Here is a 23011-nt window from a genome sequence, read left to right as displayed (position 1 = left end):
AGCATGCTGGAAGAGAACGATAAAATTGTTAAACTGCCGGTTTCATTCTACAAAAACGGGAGCTTCACGGAAGGTGAGGACGTTGTGGTCAGGGAAGCGCCCGTGACACTCTACCTGAACGACCAGGAATTTGTGACTCTCGTCTGCTCGCCGGGCGAACTCAAAGAACTGGCGGTGGGTTTCCTGTGTTCGGAGGGAGTGCTCCTCAAGCGGGAAAACCTGAAGAGCATACTGATAAACGAGGATGACGGGCTCATCTGGGTTGAAACAGCCGGTGAATCCACGTCGCAGGAGATGTTTTTAAAACGGTTTGTTACTTCCTGCTGCGGCAGGGGGCGGGCTTCTTTTTACTTTATAAACGATACCAGGGGGGTCGCCCAGGTAGATTCGGATTTACATATTGCCCCCCGGGATATTTTTTACTTAACAGACCAGCTTGAAAAGCTTTCCGGGGTGTTTAAAACAACCGGCGGCGCCCACAGCGCGGCTCTCTGCACCCGTGACGGTGTTGTCTTTTTTTATGAGGATATCGGGCGCCACAACGCCGTTGACAAAATATTCGGCAGGTGTTTTCTGGACGGTATTCCCTACGCTGATAAAATCTTAGTTTTCAGCGGCCGCATTTCTTCAGAGATACTAATAAAGGTCGCCAAAATGGGCATACCTGTAATTGTCTCCCGCTCAGCACCGACCGAGCTCGCGGTAAAACTGGCGGACCAGCTGGGAATAACCGTCGTCGGTTTTGCCCGGGAAGGCAGGCTCAGCTTATACACCCACCATAAACGTGTTGCAGATTAAAACAGCCTGCACATCCGGCTCACTCGAACCTTCACACGTGCTGACTGCAATGGGAGTGCCGCCCAAGGAAGCCCACGGCTCGCTGCGCATAACCCTGGGCAAAGATACAAGAAGTTTTATATTGCGTCAGAAAGCGCTTAAAATATTTATACCCGCGCACACACAGTAATTACGCCTAAAATTTTTGTTGACAAAGGGGATACCTTTAAATATAATTCTACTAAACCAATAAGATTAATATAAATAAATAATATTACTTTCTTATCCAGAGAAGGGGAGGGACGGACCCGATGAACCTTCGGCAACCTCAAGCGCAGCTTGAAAGGTGCCAATTTCCTCCGGAATACCGGATAGATAAGAAGAGAGTTTATAAACCTCTTCTTAGTGAAGGGGTTTTTAAATTTAAAGACATTTAAAAAAGGAGAGATGCAATCATGACAATTGGAGCAAAAGGATTTGAAACCCTGGCTGTTCACGCCGGCCAAAAAGCAGACCCGGCAACCGGCTCGCGGGCGGTGCCCATCTACCAGACGACATCTTATGTATTCAGGGATTCCGATCACGCGGCGAACCTTTTTGCGCTGCAGGAGAACGGAAATATTTATACCCGGATCATGAACCCGACCAACGATGTCCTGGAACAGCGGGTAGCTGCGCTGGAAAACGGTGTGGGCGCCCTGGCGACCGCCTCGGGACAGGCGGCGGAGTTTCTGGCTGTAGCCAACCTGGCCGGCGCGGGTGACCATATCGTGTCAGCCAACAGCCTGTACGGCGGCACTTATAACCTCTTCAAAGCAACACTGAGCCGTTTCGGGATCGATGTTTCGTTTGTAGAGCCGGAAGAACCGGATAATTTCCGCCGGGCGATTACGCCGCGCACAAAGGCGCTGTACGCCGAGACCAGCGGCAACCCGAAGCTGGATGTTATCGATTTTCAGGCGGTGGCGGACATAGCCCACGCAGCCGGCATCCCGTTTATCGTGGATAACACCGTAACCACGCCCTGCCTCTGCCGCCCGCTCGAGCACGGCGCGGATATTGTTATCCACTCTGCCACCAAGTTTATCGGCGGGCACGGCACTTCCATCGGCGGAATTATTGTGGACGGGGGTAAATTTGACTGGGGCAGCGGTAAGTTCCCGCAGTTTACCGAGCCCGACCCCACCTATCACGGCGTGGTCTATACCGAGGCCTTCGGGCCGGCGGCTTTTATAGGCAAGGCGAGGGTGCACCTGCTGCGTGACCTGGGTCCGTGCCTGAGCCCGTTTAACGCCTTCCTGCTGCTGCAGGGTCTGGAAACCCTGCCGCTAAGGATGGAGCGGCACAGCCGCAACGCGCTGGCCGTGGCAAAATTTTTGGAGCAGCACCCTCAGGTATCATGGGTAAATTATCCAGGCCTGCCCAGCCACCCGTCGCACAATCTGGCTAAAAAATACTACCGCGGCGGCTTCGGCGCGCTGCTGACCTTCGGGATCAAGGGAGGCCAGGGGCCGGCCAGGCGCTTTATCGACTCGCTGGAGATCTTCTCGCTGCTGGCGAATATCGGGGATGCCAAGTCGCTCGTCATTCACCCGGCCTCAACGACCCACCAGCAGCTGACAGCGGCAGAACAGCTGGAAACCGGTGTAACCGAGGATTTAATTCGCCTGTCCGTTGGGATTGAGACTATCGACGACTTGCTGGAAGATTTGGACCAGGCCCTGAAAAAAGCCTAAAAGGTTATCGTGCGACAACGGGGACGGTACTCTCTGTCGCAAAACGTTCGACAAGGCGGGAATCTCAGGGACGTACCTGGTGATTCCTTCAGGTGATCGAAGGTTGAAAATCAACGGAACGGTTCCGTGTCTGGGGGACGGTTTTCGTGACACGCCTCCGGTTGTAAAACAGTGTCATGGGAGCGTGTCTTGGGGACGGTTTTGTTGACACGATTACTTATATTGAATCTTAAGACAAAAGCGTGTCAACAGAACTGTCCTCATGACACGGTCCACGGAACACTCCCCTTGATACGATCCTGAGAAGAACCGTGTCAAGAGAACCGTCCCCTTGACACGCTTGAAATATGGAGGTAATAAAGATGAGTGATGCGCTCAACCTGCTCACAGAAAAAGCGCCAAAACATGTCGACGGCCCCGAGTCCCCTTTTTCCGTGGGCTATGTAGCCCCGCGGAAAGTCAGGCTTGCCGGTGAGGCAAACCCGCTTCCTCTTGAGTGCGGAAGGGAGATCTGGCCGGTCGAGGTTGAGTATGAAATTTACGGGGAGCTGAATGAGAATAAGGACAACGCCATCCTTATCCTCCACGCCCTTTCCGGCGACGCCCACGCGGCCGGCTGGTATCATGACGCTGAAGAATTGGGGAGACCCTGGCTGGCGAAGCGGCCCGGCTGGTGGGACAGCATGATCGGGCCGGGAAAGGCCTTTGACACGAAAAAATACTGTATCATTTGTTCAAATATACTGGGCGGCTGTTATGGCACCACCGGGCCTTCCTCAATTGATCCGGGAACAGGCGGGCCGTACGGCCTTCGTTTCCCTTTTGTTACGGTGGGGGACTGGGTGCGGCTGCAGGAGCGGCTGATCAGCCACCTGGGCATTGAGCGGCTGGTTGCCGTGGCCGGCGGTTCCCTGGGCGGGCAGCAGGCGCTGGAGTGGGCCCTGGCTTACCCTGACCGGGTGGCATCGGCCATCGTCATCGCTTCAACAGCGTGGCTTACCGACCAGGGTCTGGCCTTCAACGCCGTGTCTCGCAAGGCGATTACAGCAGACCCCGAATTTAGAGACGGCGACTATTATGACTGTGCCTCGCCCGACCAGGGGCTGGCGGTCGCCCGGATGCTGGCCCACATCACTTACCTGTCCGAGATCTCCATGCAACGCAAATTCGGCCGCAGGTTCCGCAGCGGCAGCGGGCCCGGGTTCCAGTTTGAAGCGGACTTCGAGGTCGAGGGCTACCTGCGGCACCAGGCGGAATCATTTGTGGAGCGCTTTGACGCTAACAGTTATTTATATATTACGAGGGCCGCCGACTATTTTGACGCGTCTGCCTGGGGCAGCGGAGACCTGGATAAAGCATGCGAAAGGATTAATAGCAAAATTTTACTGGTGTCATTTTCCTCAGACTGGCTTTACCTGCCGGAACACATGAAAAACCTGTCGCTGACCCTGGGCCGGAACAGAAAACAGGTGAGCTACGCCAATATTCAATCCTCGTACGGCCATGACGCCTTTCTGCTTGAGGTTGATAAGCTGACGCTTTTGGTGCGGAATTTCCTGGGGGGAGGTGGGCAGTTTGACAATAAATAAAAACTGCCGTTTTGACCATAAGGTTATTTGCGGCCTTGTCCCGGCAGGGAGCTCGGTGCTTGACCTCGGCTGCGGCAGCGGCGAACTCCTGTCTAAGCTGATTAATTATAAGGATGTGCAGGGGCTGGGCATTGAAAAGGAATTTGACCAGGTGGCTGAAACAATTGCCAGGGGTGTGCCGGTCATTCACGCCGACCTGGACGAGGGGCTGGCCGGTCTGCCCGACCGTTTTTTCGATTACGTTATCCTGGAGAAAACCCTGCAGGCGGTAAAAAGGCCGCTTTTCGTGCTGGAGGAGATGTTACGGGTAGGGTCCGCCGGCATTGTCAGCTTTCCTAATTTCGGGCACAGGCAGGTTGTTTTTTCGCTTTTATCAACGGGGAAGATGCCGGTGACATCAAACCTGCCCTATCAATGGTACGACACGCCCAATATCCACCTCTTCACGGCGAAAGACTTCCTGGAATGGGCCGATGCGAATAATGTCAGGATTGAAAAGGGGTTTTCCTGGACCGGCCGTGAGATTGTGCCGTTCAAGGAGGAGGAGTCGGCTTTCGCGCAGGAAATTCTGTTTGTCGTCTCAAAAATTAACGTAACGCCGCACACTGCCCCGATGATGAAGATGTAAGTTTATTTGCCCCGTATACAGAAAGCAAGAAGAAGACTGCCCGACATAAGTAGATGTGGGCAAATTTTTCTTGATCAAAGCGCCGGTTGACACCTGAATTAAACAGTGTCAGCACGCTCTTATTAAAGTGAAGTAAAGCGTGTCAAGAGAACCGTCCCCTTGACACGAAGTGAAGTAAAGCGTGTCAGGAGAACCGTCCCCTTGACACGCTGCGAAGACGCGGGACAAAGGCCGGTGTGGAAGCGGCGTAGAGCGCGTACTTTTCACCGAAACGCTCCAGTGATTCGCTTTCCTCACGCTGGGCGAGACTGCTGTAAATCGTCAACAGGATGGGGAACATTACCAGGGTTAGAACAGTGGGCCATTCCAGGACAAATCCAAACATAAAAACCATCAGCGCCGCGTACTGGGGGTGGCGCACAACCCCGTAAGGGCCGGTGTTGGCCAGACGGTTCTCTTTTTTAGCTTCGTGCAGCATTCTCGCTGAGTAATAGAGTATCAGCATGCCGGTGAAAATTACTATGCCGCTGAGTGAATGGAGCGGCTGCGCGAACGGATTAACCTGCAAGCCCAGCAAAGCGGACCAGATACCTCCCGATAGCTGTGAGAAAAAGTCCAATCCGGGGTAAAAAACGCCCGCCAGCCCTGAAACAAGGTAAGCAGTCAGGGGAAACCCGTACTTTTCCGTGAATAAAGCAATTAGAAACCCGACCAGGGCAGCAAAGGAAGCGCGCTCGCGCGTTGTGCGCGGACGGATCAGGATGAAACAGAAGGTGATTAACATTAAAGAATTAATCAAAACAAGCAGCCACAAGCCGTAGCTTGAAAGATTGAACATTTTGCCCCTCCTTCAAATATTATTCTAAAGCGGTTAATTGGCTGAGCGATCTGGTATTTTTTCAATAATTGTAAGGTTGAGGTTTTACGAAATCTTTACGGAAAACTAACAAATTTTTAAATTCGCATGACCCGCGCAAAGTCATGCCAACAAATTTGTGAACGTTTGACTTGAATGCCAAACAAAACACAAAAGAAAATCTGCTGTGAGGAAATATCTTGCAACAGATTTTTATTTTTCTCTAGAAAAAAATAACAGAATATAATTTATATTAAACCTATTGATTTAGTATTTATTTAAAGTATACTATAACTAACATGTTTCCTGTGAATTATGTAATTTCCCCGTACTGCGGGGGAGTAATTGTTCCAGGCGCCACAGCTGAGGCCTCTCTAATAAATAAATTATTTATATCCAATATGAAAGGGTGAGATAAGTGAGTAAGGCTGAAAAAGAAACCTTTAGTAAAAACCCGTTGCTTAAGAGTGAAGACTGGTGGGCCGTGTGGCTGGGGTTGTTTATTTTTGTTTTAGGGCTGGGACCTATTTTGGGTATTGACCTGTTGGGTTGGGTGGTAAAACAGAATGTTTGGGTAGACATATCCAAGTCAATTGCACCCATGTCAAAGGCTTATCAGGGTTTATCAGGCGTTGTTTCCGCACTTTTAACTTATCTTTTTTTGTTGGTCATTACTACCGCCGGTGCAAGGGCAATGGGATCTAACGTAAAAAAGTTTATTCTTGGTTTCACAATTATTTACTGGGTTACTTTCGGAAGCATAATTCTGGGCAATAACGCTTACATAGCCGCCACACCTGACAAACAAGCAGGTTTAAAAATACCCTGGTCTTTGAGCCTTGGCGAAATGGGGTTCGTTTTTGCCTTAATTATTGGGCTAATTATTGGAAACTTTTTCACCGGGTTGGCCAGGTTTCTGGAAGAGGCAGCTAAACCGGAATGGTTTATTAAAACAGGCATTGTTATCCTTGGCGCTGCTATTGCAATCAAGACTGTGGGTGCTTTGGGACTTGCAGGTACAGTAATAACCCGGGGAATTGCGGCAGTCCTTGAGGCTTATCTGATTTACTGGCCGGTAGTTTATTTTATATCCCGCAAATATTTTAAATTTACTCCGGAATGGGCGGCTCCCCTGGCGTCCGGCATCTCTATCTGTGGTGTTTCAGCAGCCATAGCCACCAGTGGGGCTATTCGATCCCGTCCGCATGTTCCGGCTGTTATCGCATCTGTAATTATTGTATTTGTGGCACTGGAGCTGCTCTTTTTACCCTGGCTTGCACAATCCATGCTTTTTCAGGAACCAATGGTAGCCGGAGCCTGGATGGGCCTGGCGGTTAAGAGTGACGGCGGGGCAATGGCTAGCGGTGCTATCACCGATTCACTGGTCAGGGCAAAAGCGCTTAAAGAACTGGGAATCAATTGGGAAGACGGGTGGATTTTAATGGCAACCACCACCGCAAAACTATTTATTGACATTTTTATTGGTATATGGGCCTTTATCCTGGCAGTAATATGGTCTGTCTTCCGAATCGACAAGCGCGGCGGCAGCAGCAATGAACCAAGTGCTAAGATTTCAATCAGAGAAATATGGGACCGCTTCCCCAAATTCATCATTGGTTTTGCTTTAACCTTCCTAATCCTCCTTGTAGTGGGCTTAATTAACCCGGGAGTTGTTAAAAGCGCCCAGGCGGGTTCGGATCAAGCCAACGTTTTGAGGACAATTTTCTTCGCCCTGTGTTTTTTCTCAATTGGGTTGATTACCAATGTCCGAAAGCTCCTGGCTGCAGGTATGGGACGTATTGTTTTGACGTATGCCGTAAGCCTGTTTTTCTTTATCCTTTGGGTTGGATTGTTTATCTCCTGGGTTTTCTACCACGGCGTTACACCACCGGTAATAGGCTAGGTTAGACTTTTAAGAAGGGGAGGAATTGATATGGCACAAGCCGGGTTTGGTACAACTGAAAATAAAATAATTAAACAACAGGCGGCACGGGAAGATGAATGGCAGGCGGTACAGGAGGATGAATGGTATGACCTGCTTCCAATCGAGAAAAAACTGATTTCCTATACATTGGGTTTAGGCGTATTCCTGCTGGTTATTTTTCTGTTTGTATTTGGCGTGAAATAATGTCAATAGTTATAATATGGGCGAGGAGCCAACAAAAGCACCTTGCCAAATTGAATCTGACAACATTATGCCTGAATGGAGATTATATTATGAAACTAAACGAATCCCAGATTGAGCGCTACAGCAGGCAGATCATTTTAAAGGAAGTTGGCGGAAAAGGCCAGGAAAAGCTGTTAAACGGCAGGGTTTTGATTATCGGAGCGGGCGGACTCGGTTCCCCCTGCGCGCTTTATCTGGCAGCGGCAGGCGTCGGCACTATCGGCATAGCCGACGGGGATAAAGCGGACCTTTCCAACCTGCAGAGACAGATAATCCACTTTACAGAAGATGTGGGAAGAGAAAAAGTAATTTCCGCCGGGGAAAAAATGGCTGCGCTGAATCCTGATATCAAAGTGGAAACATACCCTTACAGGGTTACGGCCGCCAATATCAGGGAATTAGTTGACCAGTACGATTTTATAGTTGACGGTACTGATAATTTTGCAGCCAAGTTTTTGATAAACGACGCCTGCGTACTTGCCAACAAGGCTTTCTCCCATGCGGGGATATTGAGGTTTAACGGGCAGACCCTGACCTATATACCCGGCAGCACCTGCTACAGGTGTATTATTGAGGCGCCTCCGCCTGCGGGAGCTGCTCCAACATGCAGCCAGGCGGGTATTCTGGGGTCAGTCGCCGGCGTTATGGGGACCATACAGGCCTCAGAAGCGTTAAAATATATCATGGGTATAGGAGATTTACTTACTGGAAAACTCCTGGTGTTTGATATTTTCACCATGAATTTTAGAGTGGTTGAGGTAAAAAGAAACGAAAGATGCGCAGTATGCGGCGACAACCGGACAATCACTGAACCACAGGATGAAAAGCAAATTATCTGCGACTTAAGGAGATAGGTGTATAATCAATATTGAAGCCTGAACGAGGGGTGTTATCCCTCTCAAATTTAACTTTTAACAGGGAGTAGTCTATGAATATCAACGAAATAAGTGATTTAAGCAAAATAGGTGTTATCAAACAAAAGCAGAAAGATTTTTATCTAATCCGTATCAAGACTGTCGCCGGGGATATGACCGCTGAGCGTTTAAAAGCTGTCGCGGTGATAGCTGAAATATATGCGGACGGGAAAGTCCATTTTACCGCCAGGCAGGGTATCGAAATACACAATATCCATGTAAATAAGGTTATAGAGGCCAGGGAGGAACTGGAGAGGGCGGGTATTGAGCTGGGGGCGTGCGGCCCGCGGGTAAGAGGCATTATGGCGTGCCCCGGCGCCAAAACCTGCCGGTACGGGATTATCGATACAAAGGAACTGGCAGGCGAGCTGGACCGGAAATATTTCGGGGAGAAGGCCCCGGGCAAGTTTAAAATTGGGGTTTCAGGATGTCCCAACGACTGTTCCAAGCCCATTGAAAATGATGTCGGTATAATGGGAGGCGTGTTGCCCGGTTGGGATAAGGAAAGATGCACTGATTGCGGCCTTTGTGTGAATATCTGCCCGACCGGGGCAATTACCAGTGATGCTGATGGTTCTTACTTTTTGCAGGTGGATGAATGTATATTATGCGGGATTTGCATTATCAATTGCAGCGGGGAAGCATGGAGGGTTGATAAAAAGGGTTATACCTTATACCTGGGCGGTACGATGGGCAAGAAACCCAGGTTGGGGACCAGGGCCAAAACGATGATCCAGAATAGTGAAGATCTTTTCAGATATATAGACAGGGCGCTTGAATTTTACAAAAAGAACGGGAGAAAAAAAGAAAGGTTCGGCTATACCATGGAAAGAGCGGGTGTTGCAAAATCCTTAAAGGAGATACTTGATGGAGATTAAAAAATCTATTGATTTGAGGGGAGTCTGCTGCCCCATTAATTTTGTAAAAGCAAAGCTGGCCCTGGAAGATATCGGGAATGGAGAAATCCTGGAGATCATACTGGATGAAGGTGAACCCATCCTTAATGTTCCACGCAGCTTAAAAGAAGAAGGACATGTTATAAAAAAGGTATTTCAGGCAGATAAATATTTTAGAGTCCATGTCGTCAAAGGATAAATCTATTATTCTTGGTGTAAAAAGCAGTAAGATAACATTGTGGTAAAAGGTAAAGGCCGGTTTTGTTTTCAGAAAACAAAACCGGCCTTTTTTTTACGTTACATTCTGTGCGCCATGGGCAGCGTGAACAGGTAGAGGTTTACGAAAGTCAGTACCAGGATCAGGCCGGCAACGGGCAACAGTGATGAGATAACCTTGTTGGCCGGGTTGTTTGAACGGGATAGCCTGTATGCCGTGTATATGGATATTATAGCGCCCAGGCAGACCAGAACAAACTGCAGGATTTGGATTGTTTCAGTATTTGTAATAGCCGCCGAATCTTGAATATTTGCGCCGAACAGGGCTAACCAGGTATATAGCACCGATTTGCCTTCCGCCAGAAGGTGGAACAGGTTATGCGCCATATGCCCGGCCAGGTCGAGGGGGATAAGCGCGTAGCCAAATCGTGTAAAGTTTACCACCGCGGACTTACCATTGGATATCCCCGCCAGCCAGCCGGTAAGAAAAAGCGCCGCTGCCGGTATCGTCATGGCAATGATAAAGGTAATTGTGAATGTAAGGGGGTAGCTGTTAATCCCGGTAATACTTTGAATAAAAGCCTGCAGCTTGGTCCCGACATCCAGCATGGTAATGTTCTGGACCAGCACTATACCCATGATCACAATTGCCAGGAAGGATTCTTCAAAGCGCGGGTTCTTGATAAACCACAACTCTCTTGAAGGCGGCCTTAATGACAGCCGGATCGAGTCATTGGGGCATGATTTTACACAGTTGCCGCAGAGATTGCACAAAGCGTTGCTGTCCATTTTTTTCGGTACTTCAAACATCGGGCAGCCCGCGGCCTTGTCACTGCCTTTATAACACGCCATGGTCCTGCACCTGGAGCATTTATCAGGAGTGGCTCGCAATTCCAGGATACCGGCACGGGAATAGTTACCGGAGAGCCCTCCGAGAAAGCAGAGGTACCGGCACCAGGCACGCCTTTCGAAGAAAGCCCCGGCGGCGATAACACCTGTCGTCAGAAACAGCAGCAAAAAGGCTGAACCACGAGGTGATTCGACGACGCCCCAGATATGGTCCCCCCAGGTGATCAGGATAAAAAGGGCATCTATGATCCAGATCCCGTATTTCTTCAGGAAAACCGGTACAGGACGGTTGTTGCCGACCCATTTCTGGATTATGTCGCTAAGTGTCGCAAATGGGCAGACTGCACACCAGAAACGTCCCAACAGCAAAAACACCAGTGGTATTAAAGGCCACCAAAGGACCCAGGTCATGGCGCTGCCGAAATTTTTTCCCGGTGACAGAGGGCCAAAAAGAAGCTCGTAGATGATCAGCGCAAAGACAAGCGCGGTAGGATACTGAAAAACCCCGGGAAACCATTTCTTGGCCATAACACTTTTAATGATATTACTTTTGAACTGTTTATCTTTCATTCCTGCCGCCTCCTTCAACAGGTGCTGCTTTCTTTCTCAAGAAGACGGCTGACATAATAATTAGCCCGTTGAGAAGACCGAAGCCACCCAACAGGCCCGCGCGATTAACTTCGGTCTTTTCAGAACCGGTGCCGGAATTACTGTTTGCGTGACCGCCGTGACCTGGTTCTTCGATACCTGCGCCCGGGGTGTCACTATCTGGCTTGGGCTCAGCCGGCATATCCATATTGTGTCCGGACATATCGGGCATCTCAGGGGTAGTCGTTTCATCCATGTTGTGATCAGTCATATCCATACTGTGGTTGTGCCCGGCAGACCCGGACATGTGTAAAGGATCATGGTTATTACCGGCTGCAAACGATGTGGCCGGTGGGAAAATTAAAGCCGACATAGTAAAAGCGAACAAAAGAAATAGCTTAATTTTCATCATATCCTCCATTCATATTAGATTTTTACAAAAACTCAAAGCAAAACAAAAAAGTATAGGTTATATGTCTTAACAGACTAATAACATTTTTTATCATATAAAAAATAGTTTACAAAACTATTGCAAACATATTACAAATATATCTCAGCCCGGCAGGGGGTCTGCCATTAGTTCCCTAAAATTTGATCCTTACCAGGCTTGACCGTAAGTAGGCTTACTTATATAATCATAGTAAGTTAATTAAATTACTATGCTTTAAATTTAAGGAGGCGTATATAATGAGCCTGGAAAAAAAATACGACCGTTTAATTAAAAATTTGAAGGATTGTGAAAGTGTTATCGTCGCGTTTTCAGGCGGGGTCGACAGCACTTTTTTACTTAAAGCGGCGTTTGAAGCATTAAAGGGAAAAGCGTTAGCTGTGACCATTACCGGGGAGTTATACCCGCCCGGTGAAATGGAGGAAGCTATTAAACTGGCCAATTCCATCGGCGCAGAGCATATAATGGTTGAAAACCAGGATCTGGACAACCCTGTTTTTGCCAGCAATCCCCCTAACCGCTGCTACCACTGCAAGAAAAATGAATACGGAGAAATACTCGAGGTGGCCCGTGCCCGGGGTATTAAAGTCGTTGTAGACGGACTTAACGCCGATGACCTCAGCGATTACAGGCCAGGCATCCGTGCCGGCGAGGAACTGGGTGTTCGGAGCCCCCTGAAAGATGTAGGCCTGACCAAAGATGAGATAAGGTCTCTTTCGAGAGAATTCGGGCTGCCCACTGCTGATAAGCCGGCCAACCCATGCCTGGCCTCACGCTTTCCCTACGGGACAAAGATAACCTTGGAAGGCTTAAAACAGGTGGGAGCGGCGGAAGAAGTGATCCGGAAGGCCGGGGTGCCGCTGGTAAGGGTAAGGCATCACGGTAACCTGGCCAGAATTGAAGTGCCGGCGGAGTACATCCGACTGGTAATGGAAAAATCTGCTGAGATTGAAAAAAGTATCAGAGACATAGGGTACAATTATATCACCCTTGATCTGCGCGGTTACCGCATGGGAAGCATGAATGAAACTCTGGAACTATAGGAAAAATATTAGCAATACTTACCTTTAATAAGAAACCTCTCAGGAAAGTGCACCCCAAATGGTTAGACTGATCTAACCTTTGGGGTTGCACTTTTTATGGCTGAAGTATGCATTTTTTATTTTTTATATTGACAAAATAATTACTGAAATATAATATTTAATAAACCAATTGATTTAGTATGTTTTAAAGTAATGCATAGATACTGTCCTATGTTCGGAGGGAGGGTTTTAAAATAAGCAGCTTTGCATGTCAGGCTTATTAAAAGAGAAGATAATGGAAAGTATTTATTAGACTTTAATTTAACAAAAACCAGGGAGGTAATACCAATGGCCAAAATTGCAGACAACCTTACTGACTTAATCGGAAAAACTCCTCTGCTTAAATTGAACCGGGTAACAGAGGGATTGGAAGCGGAGGTTGTTGCCAAACTTGAATCCTTCAACCCCGCCGGCAGTGTTAAAGACCGGATTGGCTACAGTATGATCAAGGAGGCGGAAGAGAAGGGGCTGCTTAATAAGGACAGTGTCATTATTGAGCCAACAAGCGGCAATACCGGCATCGCCCTGTCTTTCGTGGCCGCGGCCAGGGGTTACAAGCTGATCCTGACCATGCCCGACACCATGAGTGTTGAGCGCCGGAACCTTTTAAAAGCTTATGGCGCCGAACTTGTGTTAACTCCGGGCGCTGATGGAATGAAAGGCGCCATCCGGAAAGCGGAAGAAATGGTATCTCAGATTCCCAATGCCTTTTTGCCCCAGCAGTTTAAAAACCCGGCCAACCCGGAGATACACAGGCTCACAACTGCTGAAGAGATCTGGTCGGATACCGACGGCAGGGTGGATATTGTGGTAGGCGGTGTCGGTACCGGCGGCACTATTACTGGTATTAGTGAAGTAATCAAGAAACGCAAACCGGAATTTAAGGCAATAGCCGTGGAGCCGCTGGATTCCCCGGTGCTGTCCGGAGGCAAGCCAGGCCCCCACAAAATCCAGGGTATTGGCGCCGGCTTTGTGCCTGACGTGCTGAACATGGGCATAGTCGACGAGATTTTCAAAGTTAAAAATGAAGAGGCTTTTGAAACCGGGCGGAGGCTGGCCAGGGAGGAAGGCCTGTTGGTGGGTATTTCATCCGGAGCGGCGGCGTTTGCTGCACTGCAGGTCGCCAGGCGGCTCGAAAACAAAGGCAAACTGATCGTAGTGATACTCCCGGATACCGGGGAAAGATATTTAAGCACTGCATTGTTCCAGGAACTGAAATAATCCGCTGACATCAGCCTCTCAGGAAGTGCACCCCAAATAGTTAGATACGTCTAACTTTTGAGGTGCACTTTTTATTGATAAATATCGGATGTTATAAAGAATCATAACTTGACTAAGACTATACTAATAAAGGCAAGGGGGTATTGAAATAGCATATATCTTCCTATTAATTTCAATTGTAGTTTTTAATCTTATTGCGTTTCTAACCCCCAAAAAAATGACGAATCACGAAATTTACACTACCTCAATCTTTGCTGTACTCCTTAACTTGCTTACTGACTTGTATTTAGACGTGAAATATGATTGGTATAGTTACTTTGAAAAGGGGGTTCAGTGGGTATATATCCCCTTAATATTTGGTATCTTCCCTGCCCTATCCATCATTTTCCTCAGCTACTATCCTTTTTCGAGGAAAATACGTTACAAGGTTTATTACATTTTGGCTTGGACATTATTTGGAGTTATTTATGAGTGGGCTTCAATCAAAACAGGAATGCTTTATTATAATGGGTGGGGATTTTGGTATTCTGGAATAGCATACCCGATTATTTTCATAATACTTGTATATAATTTACAAATTATAAGAAGATTTAAAGGGTAGAAAAGCGTGTCAAAAGAGCCGTCCCCTTGACGCGTTTCCTTAGAATGCATAATTAGTTATATCCTGGGCAAAATTAAAATAAAATTCGTTAAGAGAGGGGTCTTTATGTCTAAGAGAGGTGTGGGGTTTGGGTTTATTGCTTTGGCTGTTGTAACATTCTGCGTCAGGTATCTAAGCGCGGCGATCTTTGTCTCAGAAACTGAAATAGAAACTTTAAGCGGTATGCAGAATCTAGTACAGGATTCATTAAAATTTGTAAACACGCCTCTGACTGAAATCAGTTTATCTCTGGGTGTGATTGGTCTGGTCTATTTGTTTTGGTCTGAAGTAGAGCAGCGCCAGCAGAAGAAAGCGTAAAAAAGGGGCGAAAAAGCGTGTCAAGAGAACCGTCCCCTTGACACGATCCAGGCCGTTCTCTTGTGTGAACATGAGTAATACGGTAGAATGTGGTAAAGGCAGAAGGCCTGGTGATATAAATCTTTCGGATAAAGGTGTTATAAATGGGAAACGCATGGCCGGAGACTGTAGTATTATGGGGAGCGGGTGCTACAAAAAGCGCCGGCCTTCTTACCAACAGCGACATTGCCCGGGCACTGACTCATATTTTAGAGCAGCCATACCCGGACTTCAGGTTGGATTACTCCAGGCTTTTCCCGGGAATTTCTGTTTCAGACCGGCTTAAGGAAGGGTTCAATAAGCTGTTGTCTCAATTATGCAGCGATGATAAGTTATACAGGGCCTATGATCTTGAAGCGCTCAGGTATATCGCAAAAAGCAGCCCAAAGTCCCTGGATCTTGTTACCGGCCTTAAGGCCAACTTAAAACTGCAGGAATTGTTTACGCTGATTGACCAGCTGATTGATAACAACCTTGGGATTGAAACACTCAATGATAAAGGAGAAGAATTCTTCATCGAGCAGCCCAGGATCAGTGCGGCGAAAAACTGCCTGAAATTATTGACGGAAGAATTACAAAGAGTGGCCGTCCAGGGCGATACCCAGGCCAGGATCAGTAAAGCTCAGTTTTATCATGACTTTGCCGATACTCTTTCGGAATTGATGATCAGGGAAGCATGCGAGTATGAGAAAATGGGTTTTAAAGAAGACACGCGGGATTTTTACCTTTTTTCCTACGCCATAGTTTCATTCAACTGGGATCCTTTGATCATATGGGCCCTGTTCAACGCCCACAAAAACAGAAATGATAACCCTCCATATATACGAAACCTGCCTCTGCGCCTGTTTATGGACCTGGGGACAACAATTGCCACCCGTAAAATTGATAAAAACAACAATATAATTTTGTATTCCGCCAATGAGACCCAAGCTATAAAAATAAACGACAGCGACTATCCATCAAGGATCATGAGGATGGGCAAGCTGCTTTATCCACACGGTATTTTCGGTTCGAGGCAGTGTCCTCAATGCGGAAAGCTGGTAATTTCATTCGGGCATGTATGGGACAGGCACTCTGCTCTTGTTTTCGGCCCCTCGCTAATTAAAGAATTGCAGCAGGGCTGGCATTATAACGAGGGTGAGGAAAACGACCCGGGAGTAATAAAATGCCCGTTTTGTGATCAAAAGACCCATCCCTACGATATGCCGCTGGAATTGCAAACTGTAATAAAAAAGAGACCCATAGCTCCGCTCGAGGAGATTAAAAAGGAAATGGGCCTTTTAATAAAGCATGCGAAGCATATAATATTCGCCGGTTACAGCATGCCCATGGACGATATCTCTGAAAAAGTGTTTATTGCTTCGTCGCTTTCCGGTAAAAAAATCGAAGAGAAGAAATGTACAATTATTGAATACGACCCGCATTATTACACGGAGCTGGATTGGCTGGAAGGGGCCGACATACTGGCATATCTAAGGACCCGGACAGATTGTAAAACGGTAAGAGCAGTCAACAATATTTTGTCAATATTTGATTTGAGCCAAACCAGGCTTACGTTAAAAGGTATACCCGAGATTTTCAACTGTTATGGAAATATGGAACAGGCTGTAATTGAAATTTTTTACGGGGGTAATTTCCCCCCGGTGCGCACAGGGGGACAGTTCTCGTGTGCGCAGAATAGTTAACATATTGACTACAGGTTATTTCCCCATATGTGAAAGCGGCTGATGCCAGCCGCTTCACTGCATAAAAAGCGTGTCAAAAGAACCGTCCCCCTGACACGATCGTGTCAAGAGAACCGTCCCCTTGACACGCTTTTGGCGGCAAAAAACTTTTTCAGGTTATCCGGCAGTTCTGCCGGGCGGGGTGGCGCCGGGGCATCTTCACCCGGTTCCTTGTACACTTCCCGCAGGATCGCCTCGATGATCAGCCCCTTGGGGGGCACAGAGTATTCCTTGCCGCGGTAAACCCAGACGCGGCAGTCCACGTCGTCACCGCAGAGGTCGCCGCAGGACTCGCACAAACTTTCCCTTACCTCAAGCTGTATATCGCGGCCGTTTATGCGGATGGTGGGGGAACTGACAAAACCCAGCGCCAGGGCTTGCTCCTCAGTCTGCACGTGAATTTTTTGCACATTAACCTCGATGCCGGTTGCTTCCAGGACACTTGAGACCTCCGCGACGGCTTCCTCGATGCTGGAGTCTGTACCCCGGCAGGGGACGCAGACGTTAAGGTCCAGAAACAAAAATTCAATGTCCAGATGCCTTTTTTCAGACCCGGCTGCCGGTGACACCGCACTCTGGGGAGTGCAGCAGGACGATTGGGCACCGGTCACCTGGGGAGTGCAGCAGGTCGATTGGGCGCCGGTCACCCGGGGAGCGCAGCAGATTGTATCAGTTTTGATAACCTCGAATTTTGAGGGTGGAGGGCAGCAACTGCTGCTGTTGCAGCCGCAGCCTGCATTTTGCGCCGGCGCTTTTGCTTCCTCTATGCCGAGCGCTTTGAACGCCGCCTGGCGGATGGCCTTGGCGGGGATATCTTCGTACTCGCTGCCTTCAAATATAACCGTACGGCAGTAAGTATCGGTACCCAGCAAATTTGTACAGGAATCACAGTAGTTCTCTGACACCTCGATATTCAAAATATCTTCGATGGGGATCCCGTTAAAGAGGATGGTATTTGATTGAGGAATGCTGGTGTCATCAAGCTTGGTCTCGGTCAGCTCTACATTGATGCCGCGCGGCTGCAGAGCCCTGTTCAGTCTTTTAACTTCATTGGCGAGGTTTTCCCCCGTGTCGTAACAGCGGTCGCAGGTATCACCTGCCACATCGAGGTGTCTCCATTCAATTTTTAGCGTTCTCACTGACTAGTCCCCCTTGGTTTTAGAGATCTTTATACTTTACCTATAAAGACGGAGGTTTTGCAAAAAGGACGCAAAAATTTAAAATTAATCTGCCTCGCAGTGGGGGCAGTTTTTTCTTTTATGCCGGTAGTCAAGTATGTTGCCCAACCGGTCAAACTCAAACTGGCAGCAGTCCGTAAGGAGCCCTTTCAGCTCTTTCCTGGCTCTCTGGACCCTTGATTTTGCGCCGGACAGCGACAGGCCGAGTTTTTCGGCCAGTTCACGCTGAGTCAGGCCCTCGAATTCGGACAGCATAATGGCCTGCCTGTATTTATCGGGCAGGTAATTAATCATGGAGCGAAGGCACTTAACAATATCATGGTCCCCGTCAGTTATCTCCGCGGGTTCATGCATTATATCCCCGGGAATCAAGGATACCTGAGAGCCGGATTTGCGTCGGCGGTAATAGTCTGCTACTGAGTTGCGGGCAATTTGAAATATCCAGGATTGTAATTTGTCCTCGTCTTTAAGACTGCCGATATGGCTGTGAATTTTAAAAAATATTTCCTGCAGGATATCTTCCGCGTCGTACTCGTTTTGGACGCGGCCGGCGATAAAATGCTTCAATGGTTCTTTAAAATCTTCCCAGATTTTACTTATGCTAACCAATTTTTCTCACCACCGTTTCAGGCCTTCGTGTGTTTCTTGCTCTTATTTCTATTGATCAACCGCGCGATAATTGGATGGTGCAATTGTAACATGCAATATTTTGATAATACAACTATGCTTTTACACATAAGTACTTCCCTTAAATAAAAGCAAACGGTCATAAAACTATAAAAAACAATTCTATAAAAACTATTTACATAAGCTTGCTCTACGTCTTATAATTTATATGCACATATGTGAATATGTGAAACCGGCGATTGACTGTTCTTTCAGATAAAAAATGTTTATAAATACAAGCGTTTGATTTAAAAAATTAAGAAGGAGGAGAAAAAATTAATGAGAATGCTGGCGGAATTTTTCCCGGAGTTTGCAGAGAAGCTGGATGAACTGGATGCTCTATACCAGGAGAAAAGGTTTATTGATGAAAAGACTTACCAGTTTATCTGCTTTGCCCTCTCCATTAAAGGCAGGTCCAAACCTTGTGTCCTCAAGCATTTTAAGGGGGCACTGGAGGCCGGCGCCACCGTGCAGGAGTTAACCTACATCCTGGCGCTGACCATGCGTGAGGCAGCAGGCGCTGACGACTGCTGGACTCATGACGTAATAGCCGATTGGAAGGATATCCTGGCAGGCAATGTCTCCTGCGATTGCCAGAAGTAGCAACTAAAGGGCCAGCTTTATGCTGGCCCCTGCTCTTTATTAATTAATTAGTATGTTATATTGAAAACGTCCTAACACAAAATTTTTAGGCTAAATTACCATTTTATATAAAACCAATTTAATTTAGAACAAGAATATTATCGAGTCATAGATTTCAAATGAGGAGAGTCTGTAATGGATACTTTCACAGCCCTTATACAAAGCGGTCTGGGTAATTTGGCGTCCTATCTTGCCGCACATGTCCTGTTATGTCTGCTGCCGGCCTTTTTTATCGCCGGCGCAATGACAGCGCTGATTCCCAAAGAATCCATAACGCGATTTCTCGGGCGAAACAGCCCCAAATATGTTTCCTATCCGGCGGCAGTGGCCTCAGGCTCATTATTGGCAGTCTGTTCATGTACCATTGTGCCTCTGTTTGCCGGGATTTATAAAAAAGGCGCCGGCATCGGCCCGGCGATTGCATTTTTGTTCTTTGCGCCGGCAGCCAATATCCTTGCCTTAATTTACACAGGTGGCATCATCGGGACTGATTTGGCTTTCGCCAGGTTTTTCCTTTCTCTGCTGTTTGGTATCGGCATTGGCATGATTATGGCGCTTATTTTCCGCAAAGAAGATATTGCCCATGATGAAGCAACGGACGAAATGTTTTCAGGCATGGGTGTTATGAGCAATGCGGCGAAGGTCTTTTTAGGCATATTAGTTGCCCTGCTGCTCTCAGGCACGCTTAAAATCGGGCTTCTTACCAATACTTACGCCACTTTAACGTTGCCAATCTCCGGAGTTGAGCATTTTCAGGAGTTTCTATTCCAGCTTATACCTTTTGATGCGGCAAAAGGAGAGGAGGGCGTCTCCGTCCAGGGCGCTGTTTTGATCTTCTTTTTACTGCTTATCGGGGGGGCCGCATGGAAGGGGTTTGAAAACATTTTTGACGGGATCAGCCGCTGGACCTATATCTGCCTGTCCCTTGTCGCCCTTACGCTCCTTGTTGCCGCCGTAGGTATGGCGCCGCATGCCAACGGGCTGGACATTCTGATTAACGGTAAATTTATAGGCGTTGCTATTTGTCTGGCCATTGTTTTCTGGTTGCTTAAAAAACGTTTTACAGAAGATGAAACAATCAACTTTCTCTGGGAGTCCTGGAAATTTGTAAAACAAATTTTCCCTCTTCTTGTCATTGGTGTATTTGCGGTAGGAGTAATCAGGGAGTTGATAAGGCCGGAATGGATTGAAGCGATTGCTGGTGAAAACTCTCTGCTGGGAAACCTGGCCGGTGTTGTTTTCGGCATATTCATGTATTTCCCAACGTTGGTGGAAGTGCCTATTGCCAAGATGTTCCTCAGCCTTGGAATGCACAAAGGACCGTTGCTTGCCTACCTGATGGCAGACCCGGAGCTTAGCTTGCAGAGCGTTCTTATTACCGCGACAATTATCGGGCGGCTGAGGACGATGGTCTATGTTGTGTTTGTAGCTATTTTCAGCACTATTTCCGGCTTAATTTACGGTATGTGGATAGACGGCGCAGGCGTAGCAATGCTGATATTGTTTTTGCTGGCAGCGCTTGCAGTACTGGCGGCTGTACTTTGGTTTATAAATCGCTGCACGGGTACTTGTTCGAAATGATATAATAAAACTTAACGCAGGGGGATGTTTAACTGCAATTGAATCTAGTGTTGTATACATTCGGCACCGGAAAGGGAGGCGGTTATGAACCAGTCGATCAAAATTTTTAAAATATTATCTGATGAAACAAGACTGAGGGTCGTTATACTTCTGGCGCAGCAAGAACTTTGTGTTTGTCAGCTTAGCGGCATCATGGACGTTTTGCAGCCGAAGGTTTCTCAAATTCTGGCCAAACTAAGAGATACCGGCCTTGTTATGGATAAGAGAAAAGAAAAGTTTGTCTTCTATTCACTGAAGAATGAAAATAAATTGTTAATGAGCATTATCAACAACATTTTAGAAAATCTAGATGATTATCCGCTGTTGTGTAAAGATCAAAACGGAATTGCTGACAAAGAAAAGTATTTGAGGCAATGCCGTGTAAACTGCAGTTGAATAAAAATTAAAAGGAGGGTCCCCAATGCATATTAAAGTATTAGGTCCAGGCTGTGCGAATTGCAGGAAGTTGGAAGCCAATGTAAAAACCGCCTTAAAGGAATTAAATATCGAAGCAACAGTGGAAAAGGTTGAAAATGTTAAGGATATTATATCCTATGGTGTGATGAAGACGCCCACCCTGGTTGTCGACGATCAGGTTAAAGTCGTGGGCAGGGTAATGGGAGTTGAAGAAATAAAGAAGTATTTAGTGTAGCCGGCAGTCGGTTCGAATAGTTTGACAGGTAAATTGTGTGTATGAACAACAAAAGATTATTAAAATGCTAACCCATCTTGGTGTAAAAACAAGATGGGTTATTTTCATCACGGATAGCAGGGGTTTAGCCCTTTTTCTCAGGCATCTTTGGCAGCTGCTTTAGTAAGCAAGGCAACCAGGTCCTGTACTTTCGGCACTCTGCCGCTGGCAACTACCCGGCTGCCAATTTTTATAGCAGGCGTCGAGATTATGCCGGCTCTCGCTATTTCGGCAAAATCCTTCACAGCCTCAACCTGTGCGTTGATCCCGGACAAGCGGACGGCTTCATTAACTGTGTCCAGGACCTTGTCTCCTCCGCAGCACGACATGAACACTTTTACCAGCATGCTATACCTCCTCAACATGATTTTTAAGAAGACCTCATTTTTTTATATTAATGCGTTAAACACATAACCGACTACCACGCTGCCCAGTGCCACAATAGCAATAAAGATCAAAATGAGCGGGAATTTAATAACCTTCCGAAGCATCACCAGCTCCGGTATGGAGATGCCGATAACGGACATCATGAAAGCGAGTGTGGTTCCAAGGGCGGCTCCTTTAATCATAAATGCCTGTATAATGGGAATGACGCCAACGGCACTGGCGTAAAGCGGTACACCTAGCAGCACTGCCACAGGCACATTCCACCACGCTCCTTTGCCCATGTACTCACTTACAAAATCGACGGGCATATAGCCATAAATAGCCGCTCCAAGCGCGATGCCGCCGACCAGGTAATGCCATACGCCGGCAAGTATCTCGCGCACAGCCTTAAAGCCGTCAGCTATCCTGTCTCCCCATGTCAGGGCCGATAGCTCGCTATAGCCTTCATCCAACCCGTTATTTGACTCTTCGGCCAGAAGTTTTGCCACCCATGGTTCCAGGTAGCGTTCGGGGTGAATTCTGGCTATAACTAACCCTCCGATTACCGCCTTCACCATTCCCAGCAAACCATAGAGAACAGCGATCTTCCAACCGTACAGGCCAAAGAGAAGGGCCAGCGCCACCTCATTGACCACAGGACAGGAGATCAGGAAGGCCATCGCAACGCCGATCGGTATTCCTGACTGTAGAAAGCCCAGAAACAGGGGAATTGCAGAACAGGAACAAAACGGCGTTGGAATGCCGACGAGCGCAGCGAGAATACTGCCAATGACCTCTCCCCGCCCGGATAATATCGATCGTATGCGCTCAGGCGAGAGATAGGTGCGGATAATCCCAACGATAAACGTGATCAGGATCAGAAGTATCAAAACCTTGGGGGCGTCAGCTATAAAGAAGGCAATGGCGCCTCCCAGGTGGCTGCCGCTGGGAAAGCCAAGCAATTCATAGGCAAACCAGTTGGCAAACCGGTCTAATTGGCTGTAGACCAAACAGAAAAGCAAACCGTACAACAATGCTCTGACAGGCAGCGCAAAACTGTTTGATTGTTTTTCGGGTATTTCCGGCGCCGGACCATTTTTTTCAACATTCATTTATATTCCATATCTCCAATCAATTAATTGATGTTTTCTAAAACTTGT

26 protein-coding genes and 1 riboswitch are annotated in these 23011 nt (G+C 47.6%); of the genes, 19 read left to right on the top strand and 7 right to left on the bottom strand.

The features are described 5' to 3' along the window. Positions 1-3: 3 nt before the first annotated feature. The 5 genes from fdhD (at position 4) to metW (ending at position 4730) form a co-directional block, all read left to right on the top strand. Positions 4-798, top strand: a complete 795-nt coding sequence (fdhD, locus tag ACOBQJ_RS15175; protein ID WP_421072613.1) for a formate dehydrogenase accessory sulfurtransferase FdhD — start codon at positions 4-6, stop codon at positions 796-798. After that, positions 785-967 (top strand): hypothetical protein, encoded by a 183-nt coding sequence (locus tag ACOBQJ_RS15170; protein WP_421072630.1) that lies wholly within the window; start codon positions 785-787, stop codon positions 965-967. Before fdhD ends, ACOBQJ_RS15170 begins: the two co-directional genes overlap by 14 nt. 89 nt (positions 968-1056) lie before the next feature. Beyond that, positions 1057-1159: riboswitch (SAM riboswitch) on the top strand. 73 nt (positions 1160-1232) lie between these two features. Next, positions 1233-2513, top strand: coding sequence for a homocysteine synthase (locus ACOBQJ_RS15165; protein WP_421072612.1), 1281 nt, complete (start codon positions 1233-1235; stop codon positions 2511-2513). Positions 2514-2875: 362 nt separating this feature from the next. Then, complete coding sequence (metX, locus tag ACOBQJ_RS15160) at positions 2876-4102, top strand: homoserine O-acetyltransferase MetX (protein WP_421072611.1); 1227 nt, start codon at positions 2876-2878, stop codon at positions 4100-4102. Next, a complete protein-coding gene (gene metW / locus ACOBQJ_RS15155; RefSeq protein WP_421072610.1) occupies positions 4089-4730 on the top strand; it encodes a methionine biosynthesis protein MetW in 642 nt (213 codons plus the stop codon). The genes metX and metW overlap by 14 nt, the downstream gene beginning before the upstream one ends. 184 nt (positions 4731-4914) lie before the next feature. On the opposite strand, the gene ACOBQJ_RS15150 is transcribed toward metW, so the two are convergent. Then, positions 4915-5568 carry a methyltransferase family protein gene (locus ACOBQJ_RS15150; RefSeq protein WP_421072609.1) on the bottom strand — a complete coding sequence of 218 codons (654 nt, stop codon included), beginning with the start codon at positions 5566-5568 and terminating at the stop codon, positions 4915-4917. Positions 5569-6004: 436 nt separating this feature from the next. Between ACOBQJ_RS15150 and ACOBQJ_RS15145 the strand changes: the two genes are divergently transcribed. From ACOBQJ_RS15145 to ACOBQJ_RS15125, 5 genes are all read left to right on the top strand, one after another. Beyond that, positions 6005-7489 carry a putative sulfate exporter family transporter gene (locus ACOBQJ_RS15145; protein ID WP_421072608.1) on the top strand — a complete coding sequence of 495 codons (1485 nt, stop codon included), beginning with the start codon at positions 6005-6007 and terminating at the stop codon, positions 7487-7489. A 30-nt stretch (positions 7490-7519) separates the two neighbouring features. Continuing rightward, positions 7520-7714, top strand: a complete 195-nt coding sequence (locus ACOBQJ_RS15140) for a hypothetical protein (RefSeq protein ID WP_421072607.1) — start codon at positions 7520-7522, stop codon at positions 7712-7714. Positions 7715-7803: 89 nt separating this feature from the next. Then, on the top strand, positions 7804-8607 hold the full coding sequence (locus tag ACOBQJ_RS15135; RefSeq protein ID WP_421072606.1) for a HesA/MoeB/ThiF family protein: 804 nt from the start codon (positions 7804-7806) through the stop codon (positions 8605-8607). Positions 8608-8681: 74 nt separating this feature from the next. After that, positions 8682-9545 (top strand): 4Fe-4S binding protein, encoded by an 864-nt coding sequence (locus tag ACOBQJ_RS15130; protein WP_421072605.1) that lies wholly within the window; start codon positions 8682-8684, stop codon positions 9543-9545. Continuing rightward, entirely contained in the window at positions 9535-9762 is a 228-nt protein-coding gene (locus tag ACOBQJ_RS15125; protein ID WP_421072604.1) for a sulfurtransferase TusA family protein, read from the top strand. Before ACOBQJ_RS15130 ends, ACOBQJ_RS15125 begins: the two co-directional genes overlap by 11 nt. Before the next feature lie 98 nt (positions 9763-9860). On the opposite strand, the gene ACOBQJ_RS15120 is transcribed toward ACOBQJ_RS15125, so the two are convergent. Together ACOBQJ_RS15120 and ACOBQJ_RS15115 are read right to left on the bottom strand one after the other, a co-directional pair. Then, on the bottom strand, positions 9861-11198 hold the full coding sequence (locus ACOBQJ_RS15120; protein ID WP_421072603.1) for a 4Fe-4S binding protein: 1338 nt from the start codon (positions 11196-11198) through the stop codon (positions 9861-9863). After that, the gene (locus ACOBQJ_RS15115) at positions 11188-11604 is read right to left on the bottom strand and encodes a hypothetical protein (RefSeq protein ID WP_421072602.1); all 417 of its coding nucleotides are present in this window, start codon (positions 11602-11604) and stop codon (positions 11188-11190) included. Before ACOBQJ_RS15115 ends, ACOBQJ_RS15120 begins: the two co-directional genes overlap by 11 nt. A gap of 299 nt (positions 11605-11903) precedes the next feature. On the opposite strand from ACOBQJ_RS15115, the gene larE reads away from it, so the two are divergent. From larE to ACOBQJ_RS15090, 5 genes are all read left to right on the top strand, one after another. Then, positions 11904-12707: an ATP-dependent sacrificial sulfur transferase LarE gene (gene larE, locus ACOBQJ_RS15110; RefSeq protein WP_421072601.1), complete on the top strand. Its 804-nt coding sequence runs from the start codon at positions 11904-11906 to the stop codon at positions 12705-12707. Between the two features lie 327 nt (positions 12708-13034). Next, positions 13035-13967, top strand: a complete 933-nt coding sequence (gene cysK, locus ACOBQJ_RS15105) for a cysteine synthase A (RefSeq protein ID WP_421072600.1) — start codon at positions 13035-13037, stop codon at positions 13965-13967. 217 nt (positions 13968-14184) lie between these two features. Then, positions 14185-14568 (top strand): CBO0543 family protein, encoded by a 384-nt coding sequence (locus tag ACOBQJ_RS15100; RefSeq protein WP_421072599.1) that lies wholly within the window; start codon positions 14185-14187, stop codon positions 14566-14568. 105 nt (positions 14569-14673) lie between these two features. After that, positions 14674-14925 carry a hypothetical protein gene (locus ACOBQJ_RS15095; protein WP_421072598.1) on the top strand — a complete coding sequence of 84 codons (252 nt, stop codon included), beginning with the start codon at positions 14674-14676 and terminating at the stop codon, positions 14923-14925. Positions 14926-15068: 143 nt separating this feature from the next. After that, entirely contained in the window at positions 15069-16649 is a 1581-nt protein-coding gene (locus tag ACOBQJ_RS15090; RefSeq protein ID WP_421072597.1) for a hypothetical protein, read from the top strand. A 104-nt stretch (positions 16650-16753) separates the two neighbouring features. Here ACOBQJ_RS15090 and ACOBQJ_RS15085 read toward each other — a convergent pair whose 3' ends face one another. Further along, a complete protein-coding gene (locus tag ACOBQJ_RS15085) occupies positions 16754-17827 on the bottom strand; it encodes a DUF2703 domain-containing protein (RefSeq protein WP_421072596.1) in 1074 nt (357 codons plus the stop codon). Between the two features lie 84 nt (positions 17828-17911). Continuing rightward, entirely contained in the window at positions 17912-18475 is a 564-nt protein-coding gene (gene sigZ / locus ACOBQJ_RS15080; RefSeq protein ID WP_421072595.1) for an RNA polymerase sigma factor SigZ, read from the bottom strand. Positions 18476-18811: 336 nt separating this feature from the next. Between sigZ and ACOBQJ_RS15075 the strand changes: the two genes are divergently transcribed. The 4 genes from ACOBQJ_RS15075 to ACOBQJ_RS15060 all read left to right on the top strand — a co-directional run bounded on the left by ACOBQJ_RS15075 (position 18812) and on the right by ACOBQJ_RS15060 (position 21446). Next, complete coding sequence (locus ACOBQJ_RS15075; RefSeq protein ID WP_421072594.1) at positions 18812-19135, top strand: carboxymuconolactone decarboxylase family protein; 324 nt, start codon at positions 18812-18814, stop codon at positions 19133-19135. A 174-nt stretch (positions 19136-19309) separates the two neighbouring features. Next, positions 19310-20755 carry a permease gene (locus ACOBQJ_RS15070; RefSeq protein WP_421072593.1) on the top strand — a complete coding sequence of 482 codons (1446 nt, stop codon included), beginning with the start codon at positions 19310-19312 and terminating at the stop codon, positions 20753-20755. An 84-nt stretch (positions 20756-20839) separates the two neighbouring features. Continuing rightward, entirely contained in the window at positions 20840-21190 is a 351-nt protein-coding gene (locus tag ACOBQJ_RS15065) for an ArsR/SmtB family transcription factor (protein ID WP_421072592.1), read from the top strand. Between the two features lie 25 nt (positions 21191-21215). Then, complete coding sequence (locus ACOBQJ_RS15060; RefSeq protein ID WP_421072591.1) at positions 21216-21446, top strand: thioredoxin family protein; 231 nt, start codon at positions 21216-21218, stop codon at positions 21444-21446. 137 nt (positions 21447-21583) lie between these two features. Here the strand turns inward: ACOBQJ_RS15060 and ACOBQJ_RS15055 are convergent, their stop codons facing one another. Continuing rightward, a complete protein-coding gene (locus tag ACOBQJ_RS15055) occupies positions 21584-21832 on the bottom strand; it encodes a thioredoxin family protein (protein ID WP_421072590.1) in 249 nt (82 codons plus the stop codon). A 42-nt stretch (positions 21833-21874) separates the two neighbouring features. After that, positions 21875-22963 (bottom strand): permease, encoded by a 1089-nt coding sequence (locus ACOBQJ_RS15050; protein ID WP_421072589.1) that lies wholly within the window; start codon positions 22961-22963, stop codon positions 21875-21877. Positions 22964-23011 lie beyond the last annotated feature (48 nt).

Source organism: Pelotomaculum propionicicum (assembly GCF_048984525.1).
In the GTDB taxonomy this organism is placed as follows: Bacteria; Bacillota; Desulfotomaculia; order Desulfotomaculales; family Pelotomaculaceae; genus Syntrophopropionicum; species Syntrophopropionicum propionicicum_A.
The sequence above is the reverse complement of the archived record's forward strand: the minus strand, read 5'-3'. Positions and strand labels throughout refer to the sequence as shown.

Excerpts from the sequence above, each read along its gene's own strand:
- fdhD (WP_421072613.1), top strand. The coding sequence starts at position 4 with ATGCTGGAAGAGAACGATAAAATTGTTAAACTGCCGGTTTCATTCTAC.
- ACOBQJ_RS15165 (WP_421072612.1), top strand. The coding sequence starts at position 1,233 with ATGACAATTGGAGCAAAAGGATTTGAAACCCTGGCTGTTCACGCCGGC.
- metX (WP_421072611.1), top strand. The coding sequence starts at position 2,876 with ATGAGTGATGCGCTCAACCTGCTCACAGAAAAAGCGCCAAAACATGTC.
- ACOBQJ_RS15150 (WP_421072609.1), bottom strand. The coding sequence starts at position 5,568 with ATGTTCAATCTTTCAAGCTACGGCTTGTGGCTGCTTGTTTTGATTAAT.
- ACOBQJ_RS15140 (WP_421072607.1), top strand. The coding sequence starts at position 7,520 with ATGGCACAAGCCGGGTTTGGTACAACTGAAAATAAAATAATTAAACAA.
- ACOBQJ_RS15135 (WP_421072606.1), top strand. The coding sequence starts at position 7,804 with ATGAAACTAAACGAATCCCAGATTGAGCGCTACAGCAGGCAGATCATT.
- ACOBQJ_RS15130 (WP_421072605.1), top strand. The coding sequence starts at position 8,682 with ATGAATATCAACGAAATAAGTGATTTAAGCAAAATAGGTGTTATCAAA.
- ACOBQJ_RS15125 (WP_421072604.1), top strand. The coding sequence starts at position 9,535 with ATGGAGATTAAAAAATCTATTGATTTGAGGGGAGTCTGCTGCCCCATT.
- ACOBQJ_RS15120 (WP_421072603.1), bottom strand. The coding sequence starts at position 11,198 with ATGAAAGATAAACAGTTCAAAAGTAATATCATTAAAAGTGTTATGGCC.
- larE (WP_421072601.1), top strand. The coding sequence starts at position 11,904 with ATGAGCCTGGAAAAAAAATACGACCGTTTAATTAAAAATTTGAAGGAT.
- cysK (WP_421072600.1), top strand. The coding sequence starts at position 13,035 with ATGGCCAAAATTGCAGACAACCTTACTGACTTAATCGGAAAAACTCCT.
- ACOBQJ_RS15100 (WP_421072599.1), top strand. The coding sequence starts at position 14,185 with ATGACGAATCACGAAATTTACACTACCTCAATCTTTGCTGTACTCCTT.
- ACOBQJ_RS15095 (WP_421072598.1), top strand. The coding sequence starts at position 14,674 with ATGTCTAAGAGAGGTGTGGGGTTTGGGTTTATTGCTTTGGCTGTTGTA.
- ACOBQJ_RS15090 (WP_421072597.1), top strand. The coding sequence starts at position 15,069 with ATGGGAAACGCATGGCCGGAGACTGTAGTATTATGGGGAGCGGGTGCT.
- ACOBQJ_RS15075 (WP_421072594.1), top strand. The coding sequence starts at position 18,812 with ATGAGAATGCTGGCGGAATTTTTCCCGGAGTTTGCAGAGAAGCTGGAT.
- ACOBQJ_RS15070 (WP_421072593.1), top strand. The coding sequence starts at position 19,310 with ATGGATACTTTCACAGCCCTTATACAAAGCGGTCTGGGTAATTTGGCG.
- ACOBQJ_RS15065 (WP_421072592.1), top strand. The coding sequence starts at position 20,840 with ATGAACCAGTCGATCAAAATTTTTAAAATATTATCTGATGAAACAAGA.
- ACOBQJ_RS15060 (WP_421072591.1), top strand. The coding sequence starts at position 21,216 with ATGCATATTAAAGTATTAGGTCCAGGCTGTGCGAATTGCAGGAAGTTG.
- ACOBQJ_RS15055 (WP_421072590.1), bottom strand. The coding sequence starts at position 21,832 with ATGCTGGTAAAAGTGTTCATGTCGTGCTGCGGAGGAGACAAGGTCCTG.
- ACOBQJ_RS15050 (WP_421072589.1), bottom strand. The coding sequence starts at position 22,963 with ATGAATGTTGAAAAAAATGGTCCGGCGCCGGAAATACCCGAAAAACAA.